Origin of the sequence: Vibrio sp. 10N.286.52.C3 (assembly GCF_041468865.1) — a bacterium.
Lineage (GTDB): Bacteria > Pseudomonadota > Gammaproteobacteria > Enterobacterales > Vibrionaceae > Vibrio > Vibrio crassostreae_C.
Genome location: NZ_JBFRJM010000056.1, coordinates 1 through 16388 on the forward strand (window position 1 = coordinate 1; position 16388 = coordinate 16388).

Annotated in this window: 12 protein-coding genes and 1 pseudogene; 3 read left to right on the forward strand and 10 right to left on the reverse strand. The window is 45.0% G+C overall.

From position 1 onward, the window contains the following. Window positions 1-80: 80 nt before the first annotated feature. Both fusA and radA read right to left on the reverse strand, forming a co-directional pair. A complete protein-coding gene (gene fusA / locus AB4138_RS18000) occupies window positions 81-2168 on the reverse strand; it encodes an elongation factor G (RefSeq protein WP_017058825.1) in 2088 nt (695 codons plus the stop codon). 234 nt (window positions 2169-2402) lie between these two features. Then, window positions 2403-3782: a DNA repair protein RadA gene (gene radA, locus AB4138_RS18005; protein WP_017063288.1), complete on the reverse strand. Its 1380-nt coding sequence runs from the start codon at window positions 3780-3782 to the stop codon at window positions 2403-2405. A 161-nt stretch (window positions 3783-3943) separates the two neighbouring features. On the opposite strand from radA, the gene AB4138_RS18010 reads away from it, so the two are divergent. Continuing rightward, complete coding sequence (locus tag AB4138_RS18010) at window positions 3944-6289, forward strand: PilZ domain-containing protein (protein ID WP_017058827.1); 2346 nt, start codon at window positions 3944-3946, stop codon at window positions 6287-6289. A gap of 122 nt (window positions 6290-6411) precedes the next feature. Here AB4138_RS18010 and serB read toward each other — a convergent pair whose 3' ends face one another. Further along, on the reverse strand, window positions 6412-7392 hold the full coding sequence (gene serB / locus AB4138_RS18015) for a phosphoserine phosphatase (protein ID WP_371721146.1): 981 nt from the start codon (window positions 7390-7392) through the stop codon (window positions 6412-6414). A gap of 109 nt (window positions 7393-7501) precedes the next feature. Here serB and AB4138_RS18020 point away from each other — a divergent pair, with 109 nt between their 5' ends. After that, a complete protein-coding gene (locus AB4138_RS18020) occupies window positions 7502-8113 on the forward strand; it encodes a YtjB family periplasmic protein (protein WP_076655999.1) in 612 nt (203 codons plus the stop codon). Between the two features lie 127 nt (window positions 8114-8240). Here AB4138_RS18020 and deoD read toward each other — a convergent pair whose 3' ends face one another. From deoD to AB4138_RS18055, 7 genes are all read right to left on the reverse strand, one after another. Next, complete coding sequence (gene deoD, locus AB4138_RS18025) at window positions 8241-8960, reverse strand: purine-nucleoside phosphorylase (RefSeq protein WP_017063285.1); 720 nt, start codon at window positions 8958-8960, stop codon at window positions 8241-8243. Between the two features lie 65 nt (window positions 8961-9025). Then, a complete protein-coding gene (locus AB4138_RS18030) occupies window positions 9026-10246 on the reverse strand; it encodes a phosphopentomutase (protein WP_372307136.1) in 1221 nt (406 codons plus the stop codon). 76 nt (window positions 10247-10322) lie between these two features. Beyond that, window positions 10323-11651: a thymidine phosphorylase gene (deoA, locus tag AB4138_RS18035; protein WP_017063283.1), complete on the reverse strand. Its 1329-nt coding sequence runs from the start codon at window positions 11649-11651 to the stop codon at window positions 10323-10325. Between the two features lie 222 nt (window positions 11652-11873). Beyond that, window positions 11874-12650 carry a deoxyribose-phosphate aldolase gene (deoC, locus tag AB4138_RS18040; protein ID WP_010436196.1) on the reverse strand — a complete coding sequence of 259 codons (777 nt, stop codon included), beginning with the start codon at window positions 12648-12650 and terminating at the stop codon, window positions 11874-11876. Window positions 12651-13170: 520 nt separating this feature from the next. Then, on the reverse strand, window positions 13171-14433 hold the full coding sequence (locus AB4138_RS18045; protein ID WP_017058833.1) for a NupC/NupG family nucleoside CNT transporter: 1263 nt from the start codon (window positions 14431-14433) through the stop codon (window positions 13171-13173). Between the two features lie 204 nt (window positions 14434-14637). After that, window positions 14638-15450 (reverse strand): TatD family hydrolase, encoded by an 813-nt coding sequence (locus AB4138_RS18050; protein ID WP_372307139.1) that lies wholly within the window; start codon window positions 15448-15450, stop codon window positions 14638-14640. Beyond that, window positions 15431-15586: a DUF5363 family protein gene (locus AB4138_RS18055; RefSeq protein WP_171732460.1), complete on the reverse strand. Its 156-nt coding sequence runs from the start codon at window positions 15584-15586 to the stop codon at window positions 15431-15433. The genes AB4138_RS18050 and AB4138_RS18055 overlap by 20 nt, the downstream gene beginning before the upstream one ends. 245 nt (window positions 15587-15831) lie before the next feature. On the opposite strand from AB4138_RS18055, the pseudogene AB4138_RS18060 reads away from it, so the two are divergent. Next, window positions 15832-16388, forward strand: a pseudogene (locus AB4138_RS18060) (hypothetical protein); the annotation flags it as partial.

Sequence of the window (16388 nt, forward strand, 5' to 3'; positions counted from 1 at the left end):
GGAAAGCCGCGATGAACCAATAAAAAGCCCCGCAAGCTTTCACTTGCGGGGCTTTTTTAGCTAATTGAGAAAAGGGCTAATTACTTACCAGCTTCTTTTTCTGCTTTAACTTTTGCAATCACTTCGTCAGCAACGTTAGTTGGACATGGTGCGTATTGTGCGAATTCCATAGAGAATTGGCCACGACCAGAAGTGATAGTACGTAGGTGACCGATGTAGCCGAACATCTCAGAAAGAGGTACGTCAGCTTTAATACGAACACCAGTAACGCCAGCTTGTTGATCTTTGATCATGCCACGACGACGGTTAAGGTCACCGATAACATCACCAACGTGATCGTCTGGAGTGAACACGTCAACGTTCATGATTGGCTCAAGAAGTTGCGCGCCAGCTTTAGGCATAGATTGACGGAATGCACCTTTCGCTGCGATTTCAAATGCGATAGCAGATGAATCGACTGCGTGGAAACCACCATCGAAAAGTTCAACTTCAACGTCTAGAGTTGGGAAGCCAGCTAGTACGCCGTTTTCCATCATAGATGCGAAGCCTTTCTCAACTGCAGGCCAGAATTCTTTAGGAACGTTACCGCCCACAACTACAGAGTTGAACTTGAAGCCAGAACCTGCTTCGCCTGGTTTGATACGGTAATCGATCTTACCGAATTGACCAGAACCACCAGATTGCTTCTTGTGCGTGTAGCTATCTTCAATTGCTTGAGTGATAGTTTCACGGTAAGCAACTTGAGGAGCACCTACAGTTAGGTCAACGCCGTATGTACGCTTAAGGATATCTACCTTGATGTCTAGGTGAAGTTCACCCATACCTTTCAGGATAGTTTCGCCAGTCTCTTCGTCAGTCTCAACTTGGAAAGATGGATCTTCTGCAACCATTTTACCGATAGCGATACCCATTTTCTCAGAACCGCCTTTATCTTTTGGAGATACAGCGATTGAGATTACTGGAGTTGGGAATACCATTGGCTCAAGCGTTACTTGGTGCTTAGGATCACATAGAGTGTGACCAGTTTGCACGTTCTTCATACCAACGATCGCAATGATGTCACCAGCTTGTGCGCTAGTTAGTTCGTTACGGTCATCAGCTTGCATCTCAACCATACGGCCAACACGTTCAGTCTTGCCAGTGAATGAGTTAAGAATCGTGTCACCTTTGTTCAGTTTACCAGAGTAAATACGAACGAAAGTTAGAGCACCGAAGCGGTCATCCATGATTTTGAATGCAAGCGCTTTGAAAGTCTCATCTGTAGAAACGATAGCGTGTTCGCCAGTTTCTTCACCGTTCTCATCCATTAGAGGCTGAGGGTCAACTTCAGTTGGTGCTGGTAGGTAATCTACTACAGCATCAAGGATAAGTTGCATACCTTTGTTCTTGAACGCAGAACCACAGAACGTTGGGAAGAATGCGATATCACGAGTACCTTTACGGATACAACGCTTAACGTCTTCAATAGAAGGCTCTTCACCTTCCATGTAAGCTTCCATTAGGTCATCGTCTTGCTCTACAGCAGTTTCGATTAGCTCTTCACGGTATTGCTCAACGTCATCAACCATGTCCGCTGGAACATCTTTGATTTCGTAGTTTTCAGGAAGACCAGTGTCATCCCAAACGTATGCTTTACGGCTTAGTAGGTCTACAACACCAACGAACTCGTCTTCACGGCCGATTGGTAGAACCATTACTAGAGGAGTTGCACCTAGAACGTTTTTAACTTGGTCAACAACGTTGTAGAAGTCTGCACCCATACGGTCTAGTTTGTTAACGAAGATCAGACGAGATACTTCTGATTCGTTAGCGTAGCGCCAGTTAGTTTCTGATTGAGGTTCAACACCACCAGAACCACAGAATACACCGATACCGCCATCAAGAACTTTAAGAGAACGGTATACTTCAACTGTGAAGTCAACGTGTCCAGGAGTATCGATAACGTTTAGACGGTGATCGTTCCAAAAACAGCTTACAGCTGCTGATTGGATAGTAATACCGCGCTCAGCTTCCTGTTCCATGAAGTCAGTCGTTGATTCGCCATCATGTACTTCACCAGTCTTGTGGATTTGACCAGTTAGCTTAAGGATACGCTCAGTGGTAGTTGTTTTACCCGCATCAACGTGCGCGAAAATACCAATGTTTCTGTATTTCGATAAATCTGCCATTGTCTTACTCTGTTAATAGGATATAAAATGCGCGCAGAGTATATCACAATCTGTGAAGACTGATAGCTTTGCATGCATTTGGGACTAAAAAACTTTGCCTTTTTCTAACATATAGAAAAAGGCACTCAGTAGTAACAATCTAAATGATTGTTAATTATAGTGCTAACCTAAAGCCTAATCGGCGTTAAGGTTAGGCTGAATTGCTGCTGTATAGAGTAGCTGAAGTGAGTTCAATTACAACTCATCAAAAGCATTAATTGCTTCCGATAATTTTTTCACACCGTGGATCTGCATTCCTGGAATGCCACCTTTAGGCATGTTAGCCGCCGGTACAATCGCTTTCTTAAAGCCGTGTTTAAATGCTTCATTTAAACGTTCTTGTCCGCTCGGTACAGGTCGAATCTCACCCGCTAGGCCTACTTCTCCAAATACCACCACATCTTTTGGTAATGCGCGGTCTCTGAAACTAGAAAGTAGAGCCATCACCAACGCAAGATCAGCACTGGTTTCGGTTACTTTAACACCACCGACGACATTCACAAACACATCTTGGTCAGCCATTTGTAAGCCGCCGTGTTTATGCAGCACCGCTAATAACAAAGAAAGCCTGTTTTGCTCTAGGCCGACAGCGACGCGACGTGGGTTAGCCAGCTGTGAATAATCCACCAGCGCTTGGATTTCGACAAGAAGTGGACGCGTCCCTTCCCACACCACCATGACAGAACTGCCCGAGGTTTCTTCTTCACCACGAGACAAGAAGATAGCGGATGGGTTACTGACTTCTTTTAGCCCTTGGCCTGTCATCGCAAACACACCCAGTTCATTCACTGCACCAAAACGGTTTTTGTGGCTGCGTAGCGTTCTAAAACGGCTATCGGTTCCGCCATCTAATAAAACAGAACAGTCAATAATGTGCTCAAGTACTTTTGGCCCTGCTAAGGTGCCGTCTTTAGTTACGTGTCCAACTAAGAACACAGCAACGTTATTCTGTTTTGCGTAGCGCGTTAATGCGGTTGCCGATTCACGAACCTGTGCAACACTGCCCGGAGAAGATTGAACATCCGCAACGTGCATAACTTGGATCGAGTCGATAACCATGATCTTAGGTTGTTCTTTTTCTGCAACCTGACAAATCTTATCCACGTTCGTTTCTGAGAGCATCTTTAGGTGCTCTTTTGGCAATCCAAGTCGAGACGCACGCATCGCGACTTGTTGCAGAGATTCTTCCCCGGTTACATAGAGAGTCGGTAATTGAGAAGAAAGCTGACACATGGTTTGTAATAGCAGCGTTGATTTACCGGCACCCGGGTTACCACCAATCAGGATCGCAGCACCCGGTACGACACCACCACCAAGTACGCGGTCTAGCTCTTTAAAGCCACTGCTAAAACGTGGGACTTCTTGCAGATCGATTTCTGACAGCGTTTGAACCGAAGATTCAGTTGCACCGCCCGCATAACCACTCAATCGTTCATTACGTGCGACCTGAGGTGAAGCGGCTAACCTAACTTCTGTAATCGTGTTCCAAGCACCACATGCATTGCACTGCCCCTGCCAACGTGGAAAATCGGCACCACAGTCATTACACACATAAGCTCGCTTTGCCTTCGCCATAAAACCTCAATAATTTACTCAATTACACAATGATGTTGTCAATTTGTGACTTATTTGACCGTACGGATGAAAATAAAAGTTGCAGTCATACCACTTATACTTAAAGATCGATTTAAACTAGTCGATAACATAAACGCACCGTCCATTCTAACAAGAAAAGTATGCAGCAATCTGAAATTCTATCTGTAGCAGAACGTTTAATCCCGGCTTACCACGCCGAAGATTTCGAATTCCTTCTTTCTCAAATGACAGAAGGGGAATCGCCGTCTCTGAAGCTGCTCGTTAAAATGGAACTGAATCGTATCATGGCTCCGTGTACAAAGAGCATTGATTTACGCGGGCGTATTGATAATGAGTGTCGTCAGTTCACTCTCGATGGCCGTAAGCACTGGCTCGATGATATCGCTTTAAACGCATATCAACGTGGTACGAAAAAGTTTAAAGGTTACACAGAAGGCGCATGGGAGTTAGTAATGACTCCGCGAACTCAGCCTCTGAGCGTTGTTAAAACATCTTCTCAAGGTAACCACGACATTACTAGCGCCAATAGCCCGTACGAAGCGGAAGCTATTAACCTAGGTTACGACTTAAAACGCCAAGAGAACAGACTCAAGATTAGCTCGCAGGTCGAGATCACCACATCGAAAGGGCAAAGCCTACATGGTGTAACGGTTGATATCTCCCCGTCGGGTGCAAAGTTCAAAGTACCGAGCGCCTTTCGATACAACCTCGGCGAGATCATCAGCGTTAAGTTCTCAGAGCTTATCGAAAAGTCCCAAGAAAACGATGTTAACCAAGCGGTTGAATTTCGTGTTTTGGGTATCGACGAATCTTATGAGAACAACGCGGTCAAATTTCTAAGAACCATCAAGGTAAGCGACAACAATATTGTGGCTCGCTTACTCGATGAGTCTTTAAATAGCACCAGTAAGAAAACCAGCCATGAGAATCAAGATAGGATTATTCGAACTCGTACTCGAGGAATCGAACATACCTATCTAAAGCATACTTGTAACCTACCCCTGTTTTTCAGCGGCAGCGAACTAAAGCTTGCCCTACTGACGGATAACAACCATCCATTATGGCAATATTGGCACGACGAACGAAATCAACAAGCGCTGGGTACCCTGTTCAACGAGCAACGTATGAACCTGTTGGCGAAACCAGGAGTGAAGGGAACCAGTAACGTTATCTACTCTTTTACCCATGAACACCAAAACAAGACCTTGTTCTATTCAATGATGCTGCCTGAAGCCTCTCGTGAACAAAGACAGCTGTTCTGGCACATCGGTGGCAAACGTAAAAGTTGGAAGGCGTTCAAGTTCTCGGTTTTCGAACTTTCAGACACTGAGCGACAAGCATTAGCTAAACACTCGGATACGCTGGCTCAAAGCTCAGCTCAACTGACGCATTGCGGAATCTTGCAAGAGATTGGCGATCACGAAAGTGCGGCGGACTATCTTCTGAGTGAAAAGCCACGCATTCCAAGCAGTGAATTGAACCGCTTCCGTCACCCGCGTACTGTCGTCGGCAATATTCAAAGCATCTACTTTGACTCTCAGACTCGTCGTAAAGAGCCGAGATACCAATTTAAGTCACCGTTGCAACTTACATCACAAGATGGCACAGCGGCGAACGGACACACCTTAGATATTTCTAAGCGTGGACTGAGCATTAGCCTTGAACACCCAATGGTACTCAAGATTAATGATCCGGTATTAGTGAACTTCAATGAACTGCAGCTCTATGACAAGAACCTGCCACTGAGCACAGTGCCTTACCACGTAATTCGAGTGAGTCCGAATGGTCGCAACGTGCAGTTGGTTATTGCCGAGAACGCCAAGACAATGCGTACCATCGCTTTCCTTAATGGGCTTATCGATCAAAACCAAAGTAAGCTGATTAAGAAGCAAGAGATACTGCCAACACATTCGCTACTCGAATCACTGCACAACATTTTGTTGAGCAAGATGGTCAGTAACCCAATATTCATTGATAAGCCAAGTTCAACGCTGCGCTGTAAGATCATTGGAGTGAATTTCCCACTGAATAAGCATCTAACGTTACTTGCTAAACTTGGTCACAACCAAAAGTTCTCACTCGAGCCAATCTTCAAGGGTCACACCAACTCACTGTTGGCTGAGCCACTAAAAAGAATTGAAGGTGCGGAGCCTAAGCATCATGACGTGTACATTGCTGCAGTGAAGTTTGGCGACAAAATCCAGTCGGTACACACCAAGTTGGTCAAAGACTTCGCCTCAGCAAAGGAACGCATCTTATTCATCAAGAAAGCGCAGCACTTAGGTGATGTGTATGTATTGCGAGTCACCACGGCACCTATCTTTAATCCGCTAACGAGTTTATTCCAGTCGGATTTAGAAGAGCTTTCACGCATCAGTATGCATCAAGCTAAGAAGCTAGAGAATGAGGTGACGGCGTTTATCGGTTATGGCGAGATAGAGGACATTACCGATGAAGTGCTGATTCGATTGGAGCTAACACGCTAGCCTCGAGTGGCGTATTAACTTAAGCATGAAAATTGAAAAAGCAGGCTGATAACCTGCTTTTTTTGTGTCTGAGCCACTATTGCTAAATAAGATACATAGCCAATAGCACTTAGGTAGAGCCCCTAAGGTTTCGCTTGCCAGCTGATCTTCTGTTGCTTAGCCAATACACCCGACAAGATACACAGCACACCGCCTAAACCTGCGTAACGAACAGCAGTTTGAGCTTGCTGCTCTACTTTTGGTTTTGCGTGGTAGGCAATGCCTAAACCTGCAGAGCCCATCATCACCAAGTCATTGGCACCATCACCAACGGCAACGGTATTATGTAGTTCCAATTCGTACTCTTCAGCCAACTCTACCAAGATATCCGCTTTGGTCTGCGCCGAAACAACATCGCCTAAGACTTCACCCGTCAACTTACCGTTGACGATCTCAAGCGTGTTTGATTGAGCATGGTCTAGATCAAGGGTATCTTTCAGGTAGTCAGAGAAGTAAGTAAAACCTCCTGATGCAATCGCTGTTTTCCAGCCAAGCTTATTTAGAGTATTCACCAGCCCGACCAAGTCTGGCATGAATGGCAATGACTGACGCACTTGCTCTAATATCGACTCATCCGCACCTTTCAGTGCTCCTACTCGTTGGCGTAGGCTCTGTTCAAAGTCGAGCTCGCCTTGCATCGCTCGTTCTGTGATTTCAGAGACTAACTCTCCCACTCCAGCTAGCTTGGCAATCTCATCAATGCATTCAATTTGAATCGCTGTGGAATCCATATCCATCACGATCAAACCTGGCTTAGATAAGTCTGGGACCTCGCTAAGGCAAGCATAATCAAGCTTTAGCGCTTGGAGGATTTCTTCGTGTGCTGGCGTTAGATTGCCTGACATCAAAGCCACTTCATAATGCCCAACCTTCCACGTATCGAGGATGGTGTTGTAAGTGCCAGTGAAAAAGTCGATGTCATCGAAAGATTGTGGAGATAGGTACTCACCAAACACAATCCAATTGGCCTTGGATTTAGCGAGTTGAGAAGCGAAACGAGTCTCGGGGAGTCGAGTTAATAATGTCGTATGCCTTTTTATCGGCAGATATTTCTGATCGTCCATGTGTATGATTCCTAATTAACTATGCTAAACGTTAACCTATTGCAATTTGAAAACGCAAGTCTCAATATGTCTTAATCATAACATTTGTTTATTTCAGGCTTCGTTAAACATGAATGAATCATTGTTCTCAATACGTAACGCTTTACGAATGCTAGCCCTCATTTTGTTGGCTACCATGTTCGTTGTAACGATTAAAAATACGGTCGTGATCAGTAAAGGTAACGAGAAGATCCAAGCAAAACAGTTGGAAACTCTTACCAAGCTGCTTATCTCTCAGGCATCACTTTCAGCCAGCAAGATGATCACGCAACAAGACCAAGAGCGATTGCTTGATCTGACTAACCAGCTATCTCAAGACCGACTGGTGTTCGATACCACCATCTATGATGCAGAGGGTATTCGACTGGCTTCGAGCGAAAAAGCCCTCTCGGTACGTGAGGTTCTTGGCTTAGATACACCACTTTCAACAGCAAGTATCGGCAGACAACAGTTAGTTGAACCTATTTATTCTCCAGAGAAAACGATCATCGGCTTTATTCGAGTGACTTTTGAAACCGGTAAGATGACGGCGATTTCTGATCACCACTACCGCAAAAGTGATCGCTACATGATCGGTATGGTGTTGATGGGGTTTGTGAGTGGCGTGTTGTTCATCATGCTGATTCGCAGAAGACCAACTAAGTCTGGTGAGAACTTACTATTGAAAAATGTAAGCTCATAAACACACTAGGCTGACAATAAATACTAGACTCAGAATAAGTACAGCAATCCAATAAAAAGCCCCGACGCTCAGGCAGCAACGGGGCTTTTTGTTATCTGTTAACTTATCAAGCTAAGACAAATCAAGATTATTCTTGGTCACCAAGCAACACTGAGTCTAGTGCGATAACCATCATGTCGTTGAAAGTCGTTTGACGTTCATCTGATGTCGTTTGCTCACCAGTCTTGATGTGGTCAGAAACAGTACAGATCGTTAGAGCTTTTGCGCCGTATTCAGCACATACACCATAGATGCCAGCCGCTTCCATCTCTACGCCAACAATGCCGTATTTGTCCATTACTTCGAACATCTCTGGATCTGGCGTGTAGAACAGCTCAGCCGAGAACAGGTTACCGACTTTTACGCCGACACCGAGAGCTTTGGCTGCATCTTCTGCCGCGCGCACCATTTTGTAATCCGCAATCGCCGCAAAGTCATGATCTTTAAAGCGAATACGGTTCACTTTAGAGTCAGTACATGCGCCCATGCCGATCACCACATCACGCACTTTGATATCTTCGCTCACTGCACCACAACTGCCCACACGAATGATCTTCTTCACACCAAAGTCTTTGATAAGCTCAGTCGCGTAAATAGAACAAGATGGAATGCCCATACCGTGTCCCATTACCGAAACCTTACGACCTTTGTAAGTACCGGTGTAACCAAACATGTTGCGAACGTCGCACACTTGAACCACTTCTTCTAAGAAGGTTTCAGCGATGTATTTAGCACGTAGCGGGTCACCTGGCATTAAAACTACGTCAGCGAAATCACCCATTTCAGCATTAATATGTGGAGTAGCCATTGAAAATATCCTTAATCTCAAAACAAAAAAAGAAGAGAGAGGTTTCCCTCTCTCTTCGTTAACTATTATAGAAAGCTTGTACCGTGTCCCATTGGCGATGTACCAAAGTATGACGCTAAGCTTTGACCGATATCAGCGAAGGTATCACGACGGCCTAGAGAGCCTGCTGGAACCTTGTTACCGTAAACAATCACAGGGATATGTTCACGAGTATGGTCTGAACCCGGCCATGTTGGGTCACAACCGTGGTCTGCAGTTAGGATAAGCACGTCATCTTCTTTCATCATATCGATGATTTCATTGATGCGGCCATCGAAGTACTCAAGCGCACCTGCGTAACCGGCAACATCACGACGGTGGCCGTATGCTGAATCGAAATCAACGAAGTTAGTGAACACGATAGTGTTGTCGCCCGCTTCAGTGATCGCTTCTTTGGTTGCTTCAAATAGCGCTGGAATACCTGTTGCTTTGGTTTTCTGAGTGATACCACAACCTGCGTAGATATCAGAGATCTTACCGATTGAGTGAACGTTGCCGCCCTTCTCATCAACCAGCTTCTGAAGTACCGTCGCCGCTGGTGGCTCAACAGAAAGGTCACGACGGTTACCAGTACGTTCGAATTGACCTTTACCTGCACCAATAAACGGACGAGCGATAACACGACCAATGTTGTAGTCAGCTAGCTCTTCACGAGCAATCTGGCAAAGGTCTAATAGGTTTTGTAGGCCGAATGTCTCTTCATGACATGCGATCTGGAAAACAGAGTCTGCAGAAGTGTAGAAGATTGGCAGGCCAGTCTTCATGTGTTCTTCACCTAGGTTATCTAGGATTTCTGTACCCGATGAATGGCAGTTACCTAAGAAGTCAGACAGACCAGCACGCTCAAGGATGCGGTCAGTCAGTTCTTTTGGAAAGCTGTTCTCTTTGTCAGTGAAGTAGCCCCAGTCAAACAATACCGGCACACCTGCGATTTCCCAGTGACCTGATGGCGTGTCTTTACCAGAAGACAGCTCAGCAGCATGACCGTAAGCGCCAATGATCTCAGCGTCTGCGTCCATACCAGGAGCAAAGCGACCTGTCGACTCTTTGTGAGCCATCGCTAAACCTAGCTTAGACAGGTTTGGCAGTGCCAGTGAACCTTTACGATCTGCATTGTCTGCAAGACCTTGGTCACAATGATCTGCGATGTGACCCATAGTGTCTGAACCTACATCACCGAATTTGTCTGCATCCGCTGTTTCACCGATACCGAATGAATCTAAAACTAAAATAAATGCTCTTTTCATTTTCTTCACCAACTTATTGCTCTTTGCACCAGAACTCTGTTTATCGGCATACACTAGGCATGCCGATACCTTTTATTTACACGTCTTCAGAACGAATCTGACGGTAAACGTCTGGAGTTGCTGTATATTCTCCGCCCACAGTGATTGCATTTTGTAATGCTGTTGCAGCTTCTTGCCACTGTTGTTCGTTGCGAGCATGAATCATTGCTAATGGTTTATCTTCACTTGCCACTTCGCCAAGACGAATGAAGTGATCAAAACCGACTGCGTAATCAATGCTGTCAGTTGCTACACGACGACCGCCGCCCATACCAACCACAGCCATACCAATTGCACGAGTATCCATTGCTGATACCACACCGCTTTCTAACGCGTACACTGGCTTAATAATGTCTGCTTTTTCTAGGTAGTTATCGTAGTTCATTACGAAATCAACTGGACCACCAAGGCCCGCTACCATTTTACCGAAGCACTCTGCTGCCTTACCGTTATCCAGTACTGCCATCAGTTTTTCGCGCGCTTCGTCTGAGTCTTTAGCTAGGTTACCGAGCACCAGCATTTCAGCACACGATGCTAGAGTGATCTCTAACAAGCGAGGGTTACGGTATTCACCCGTTAGGAACTGAACCGCTTCACGAACTTCTACTGCGTTACCCGCTGAAGAAGCCAGCACTTGGTTCATGTCCGTTAGGATTGCTGTTGTTTTAGTACCCGCACCGTTTGCTACTGCAACGATAGATTTCGCTAGCTCTTCAGATGCTTCGTAAGTCGGCATGAATGCGCCTGAACCTACTTTTACATCCATCACTAGAGAATCAAGGCCCGCAGCCAGTTTCTTAGATAGGATTGAAGCCGTGATCAGCGAGATGTTATCGACTGTTGCTGTGATATCACGAGTTGCGTAAACACGCTTGTCAGCAGGAGCTAGATCGCCTGTTTGACCGATGATAGCCACGCCAGCATCTTTCGTTACTTCACCGAACACATCGTTGGTTGGTGTAATGTTGTAACCCGGAATAGATTCCAGCTTGTCTAGCGTACCGCCAGTGTGGCCTAAACCACGACCAGAGATCATTGGAACGAAACCGCCACATGCTGCCACCATAGGGCCAAGCATCAGAGAAGTAACGTCACCAACACCACCAGTAGAGTGTTTATCAACGATTGGGCCATCAAAGTTCATGTGGCTCCAGTCAATCACCATGCCTGAATCACGCATTGCACACGTTAGTGCGATACGCTCTGGCATTGTCATTTCATTAAAGAAGATAGCCATTGCGAATGCTGCAATTTGGCCTTCAGAAACCGTGTTTTTAGCTACGCCTTGAATGAAGAAGTTAATTTCTTCAGCAGTTAGGACTTCGCCATCACGTTTTCTGCGAATAATTTCTTGAGGTAGATACATTAGTTCCTCCCAAACTCTAGTGAGTATGGTTTGTAGGGAAAGAGGTAATGTGGAGTGGCTTAACGCCACTCCATCAAACAGACTTATTATGTTCAATACTCTAAATATTTGGCGTTGCAGTTAGGCGACCAGTGAGTTCATTCCTATGAGCATAGAGGCTCTATGTGATTAGGAGGAACTTACGCAGTCAACAACGCTGCGGTGTCAAATATGACGAGTAAATTAGTATGCTGCTGGATCAGCAGTCTGGTCTGTCACTTCTAATGTATTAAGAAGGTTAGTTAGTAGGCTTGAAGCACCAAAACGGTAGTGCATGTTGTCTGCCCACTCAGCGCCTAGTAGCTCATCAGCCATTGCTAGGTATAGTGCTGCATCTTCAGCAGTACGTACGCCACCAGCTGGTTTGAAACCAACTGTTTTAGCAACACCCATGTCACGAATAACTTCAAGCATCATGCGCGCGTACTCTGGAGTCGCGTTTACTGGCACTTTACCTGTTGAAGTTTTGATGAAGTCTGCACCTGCTTCGATACAGATTTGAGAAGCTTTCTTGATTAGTGCTTCTTCTTTCAGTTCACCTGTTTCGATGATCACTTTAAGCGTGATGTCACCACAAGCTGCTTTACACTGTTTAACTAGCTCAAAGCCAACTTCTTCGTTGCCAGCAATAAGAGCACGGTATGGGAATACTACGTCAACTTCGTCTGCGCCGTACGCTACCGCTGCTTTTGTTTCTGCAACAGCAATTTCGATGTCGTCATTACCATGAGGGAAGTTAGTTACAGTCGCAATGCGTACTTCTGGAGTACCTTGCTCACGCAACGCTTTCTTAGCTGCTGGGATAAAGCGAGGGTAAATACAGATTGCAGCGGTGTTGCCTACTGCAGTCTTCGCGTCATGACAAAGCGCCACTACTTTTTCAGTAGTATCGTCGTCATTTAGCGTAGTTAGGTCCATAAGTTTAAGTGCACGTAGAGCTGCTGCTTTTAAATCGCTCATTTCTATCTCCGATCAATATATTCAAATAGTTAACTACTTAGCCCTCCATCCAGTATAGATGGATATTTTAGTAATGCTCAGTAGCCACAAATGAACGGACTTGGTTCCCTGAAGACTTGATAACTTTCGCTACCAATTGCAATCCTTGTCACCGCACAGTACCAGTTTGGTCTATGGCACAACAAATCAGTCATGTTGTGTCTAACATCTATAGCGTATCGCTAATTTTGGCTTAATCCCAGAAGAATAACGTTCGAGTTGATTTCGAGGTTACTTTCTTGCCAACAGAGACATCCTATCCATTTAGCTTATACATTATAGGTATCCATCAATAAATTGTAGTGCTCCTTAGAACGCAAACGGTTTGTATCTCAAAAAAACATTCTAGACCCTACATCGAATCTAAGCATAAGCGCGTGCATATACTAAAAACGGCAGGCCTAAAAACAAAAAAGCCCCGCAGCAATTTCTTGCTACGGGGCGATATTATTATGGCGTCTATATATCGATTTCTAACTAATTAGAAAGACAGGAAGAAGCCAGCAATTGTTGCTGCCATCAGGTTAGATAGAGTACCAGCAATTACCGCTTTAACACCCATACGTGCGATGTCGTGGCGACGGCTTGGTGCAATACCACCTAGACCACCTAGAAGAATCGCAATTGAAGAAAGGTTTGCGAAACCACATAGTGCGAATGCGATGATAGCTTGAGTCTTCTCAGACATCACTTGACCAGTTGCTGCAACAACTTGAGCGTTTTCACCAACGTATGGTACGAAGTTTAGGTATGCAACGAATTCGTTAACAACTGTCTTCTGACCAATGAAAGAACCAGCGATAGTTGCTTCTTCCCATGGAACACCAATGATGAATGCTAGCGGTGCGAAGATCCAACCTAGAAGAAGTTCTAGAGTTAGGTTTTCCATACCGAACCAACCACCGATGCCACCTAGGATACCGTTGATTAGAGCAATTAGACCGATGAATGCTAGTAGCATTGCACCAACGTTAAGTGCTAGTTGTAGACCAACTGATGCGCCACCTGCTGCTGCGTCGATAACGTTAGCTGGTTTGTCATCGCCACCGTCCATTTCGTCAGCGATGTTGTCGTCTGGCGTATCTGTTTCAGGCTTGATGATTTTAGCGAATAGTAGACCACCTGGTGCTGCCATGAATGATGCTGCTACAAGGTACTCTAGAGGTACACCCATAGATGCGTAACCCGCTAGTACACCACCAGCTACAGAAGCCAAACCACCACACATTACTGCGAATAGTTCAGAGTTAGTCATTTTAGGAACAAATGGACGAACAACTAGAGGTGCTTCAGTTTGACCAACGAAGATGTTTGCTGCTGCAGACATAGACTCGGCGCGAGAAGTACCTAGAGCTTTCTGAAGACCACCACCAAGAACTTTGATTACAATTTGCATAACACCAATGTAGTAAAGTACAGAGATAAGTGCAGAGAAGAAAATCAGAGTTGGTAGTACTTGGAAAGCAAAGATGAAACCGATACCGTCAACTGAGAAGTTAACTAGGCTGCCGAATAGGAAACCAGTACCGTCTTTACCGTAGTCGATCACGTTTGCTACACCAGCAGAGAAACCTGCAAGTAGATCACGACCCCAAGGGATGTAAAGTACGAATGCACCAAGTGCGAATTGGATAGCGAAAGCGCCACCCACTGTTCTTAGATTAATAGCTTTGCGGTTGTCAGATAGTAGTACTGCGATTGCGATCAGTGCAACCATTCCGACTAGGCTCATAAACAGGCTCATAGTTTATGACTTCCTTATTAGTTATTTATTGGCGTGTTACAAAATGGGGCTATAAAGCGGAGGCAATTATACTCATGCGACCACTAATAAAGTAATGCCGTCCTCACACTTTCGTAGAAGATTCATGTACCATTCACACGCAAATGTGACCCAAATCACAAGCTCAGTGCAATTTACGCAAACGATAAACAAAAACCTTCGATTTTATTCACATATACCGAATGCGCGATGGCTATTTTGCCAAATTTGCGCTGCAATCGATTGCTTTGGCTCTTTTCTAAGCAAAAAAAGTTCATTTAAGATCGTAACTAAATATTTGGAATGATTAACATTTCCTTGGTTTCCATACATGGGCATGTCCGGAGCATCCGTTTCCAATACCAGACATTCAAGGGGCAATTTTGCGATGGTTGTGCGTGTTTTTTGCGCTCTTGGGTAAGTTATCGTTCCACCGACGCCAATATAGAAACCGAGCTTGATCCACGCCAAAGCTTGCTGTTCACTCCCAGAAAAACCGTGAATCACACCACCTAAGGTGAACTTATGCTGCTTTATTAGCTCGATAAGTCGGTTGTAAGACTTCCTCTCATGGATGATTAAAGGCAGGTCAAACTCCTTCGCAAGCTCCATTTGTTGGATGAAAAAGCGCTCTTGTTTCTCTCGTTCAACGTCCACAAAAAAGTCGAGCCCGCACTCACCTATCGCGACACATTGGCTGTTTTTTGAAGCGAGTAATTGGCGAAGTTCCGAAAATTGTTCGTCATTGGCCGGTTCTAAAAAGTAAGGATGGAAGCCTAATGCATAGTAAATATTGGGGTGAGATTGAGCGATTTCATCGAGCTTCCTCCAGTTACGTTGGCCGATAGAAGGGATGAGTAACTTCTCAACTTGAGCCTGTTTTGCCTCTTTGATATATCCCTCAATGCTCAGCTCATGAGTAAAACCTTGCTCAAACGCCTCAAAGTCTGCGTGGCAATGTGTATCAAATAGCGGAAAATCACTTGTTTGCTGTGTCATCTTTCCCACTCTCAGCTTGCTGCCCTTGAGGATCTCGACGATAAGGAACACAACTGCGCTTGTTTTCAGGCGTTAGCCCAAGCTCTTCACACCACTTATCGTATTTCCTAATCCAAGCTTTTATCCAACCGAACATATTTACCTCGCGCCTTCTATCAATACTTATGAAAAGCCAACACATAAAGTAGAGGACTCAAACTACACATACAAATCATTTAAAAGCCTAATGATTAGCCAAAATATCATAAAAGCATAAATCTAATTTATACATCAACACTAGCTGGCTATATTGTTGAAAACCTCACCACCGAGAATAATAAACGCACTTGCCAAGGAGGCATTGATAGCAAGACGCTCCATTCAATAACGAGATCCTACTTTATGAAAGCATCACTCTTAGCCATATCAATTTCTAGCGTATTAGCAGCACCTGCTTTTGCTTCTGCACCTCAAGTTGACGTAGAACTAGCAAACCAACAAACACTTCAACTTATTGACGAGCAGATGAACGCTATCGATGCTTCTGTTCAGTATAAGTTAAACGAACAATACGCGAATGCAACTCCGGGCACGACAGCCACAATCGATGACGTCACTTACGAAAAACAATCTAACGGTACTTGGGCTGCAGTTGGTGCCGCTTCTGCTGCATTGGTTGCAGGGCTTTTGAGCACGTCGTCTAGTTCCAATAGCGACAATGATGTGGATTATCTCCCACAACACCCAGACGTTGATGTTGACGCTACACCACGTTGGTCTCCTGAATTCGGTGAAGACCGTCCCGAGATGGAAGAGCGTGACCTTACAATTAAGATCATTAACGGCGAAATCCACGTTATCGACGAAAACACCAGTGAGTGGGTAGGTACTGTACAACGCAAGGATGGTGAGATCATTTTCCGTGGCAACGGAGACTTTGAAAAAACTCTAGTAAAAGT

What these genes read in the sequence shown, in the direction of transcription:
- fusA (WP_017058825.1), bottom strand. Translation starts at nt 2,168, where the DNA reads ATGGCAGATTTATCGAAATACAGAAACATTGGTATTTTCGCGCACGTT.
- radA (WP_017063288.1), bottom strand. Translation starts at nt 3,782, where the DNA reads ATGGCGAAGGCAAAGCGAGCTTATGTGTGTAATGACTGTGGTGCCGAT.
- AB4138_RS18010 (WP_017058827.1), top strand. Translation starts at nt 3,944, where the DNA reads ATGCAGCAATCTGAAATTCTATCTGTAGCAGAACGTTTAATCCCGGCT.
- serB (WP_371721146.1), bottom strand. Translation starts at nt 7,392, where the DNA reads ATGGACGATCAGAAATATCTGCCGATAAAAAGGCATACGACATTATTA.
- AB4138_RS18020 (WP_076655999.1), top strand. Translation starts at nt 7,502, where the DNA reads ATGAATGAATCATTGTTCTCAATACGTAACGCTTTACGAATGCTAGCC.
- deoD (WP_017063285.1), bottom strand. Translation starts at nt 8,960, where the DNA reads ATGGCTACTCCACATATTAATGCTGAAATGGGTGATTTCGCTGACGTA.
- AB4138_RS18030 (WP_372307136.1), bottom strand. Translation starts at nt 10,246, where the DNA reads ATGAAAAGAGCATTTATTTTAGTTTTAGATTCATTCGGTATCGGTGAA.
- deoA (WP_017063283.1), bottom strand. Translation starts at nt 11,651, where the DNA reads ATGTATCTACCTCAAGAAATTATTCGCAGAAAACGTGATGGCGAAGTC.
- deoC (WP_010436196.1), bottom strand. Translation starts at nt 12,650, where the DNA reads ATGAGCGATTTAAAAGCAGCAGCTCTACGTGCACTTAAACTTATGGAC.
- AB4138_RS18045 (WP_017058833.1), bottom strand. Translation starts at nt 14,433, where the DNA reads ATGAGCCTGTTTATGAGCCTAGTCGGAATGGTTGCACTGATCGCAATC.
- AB4138_RS18050 (WP_372307139.1), bottom strand. Translation starts at nt 15,450, where the DNA reads ATGACACAGCAAACAAGTGATTTTCCGCTATTTGATACACATTGCCAC.
- AB4138_RS18055 (WP_171732460.1), bottom strand. Translation starts at nt 15,586, where the DNA reads ATGTTCGGTTGGATAAAAGCTTGGATTAGGAAATACGATAAGTGGTGT.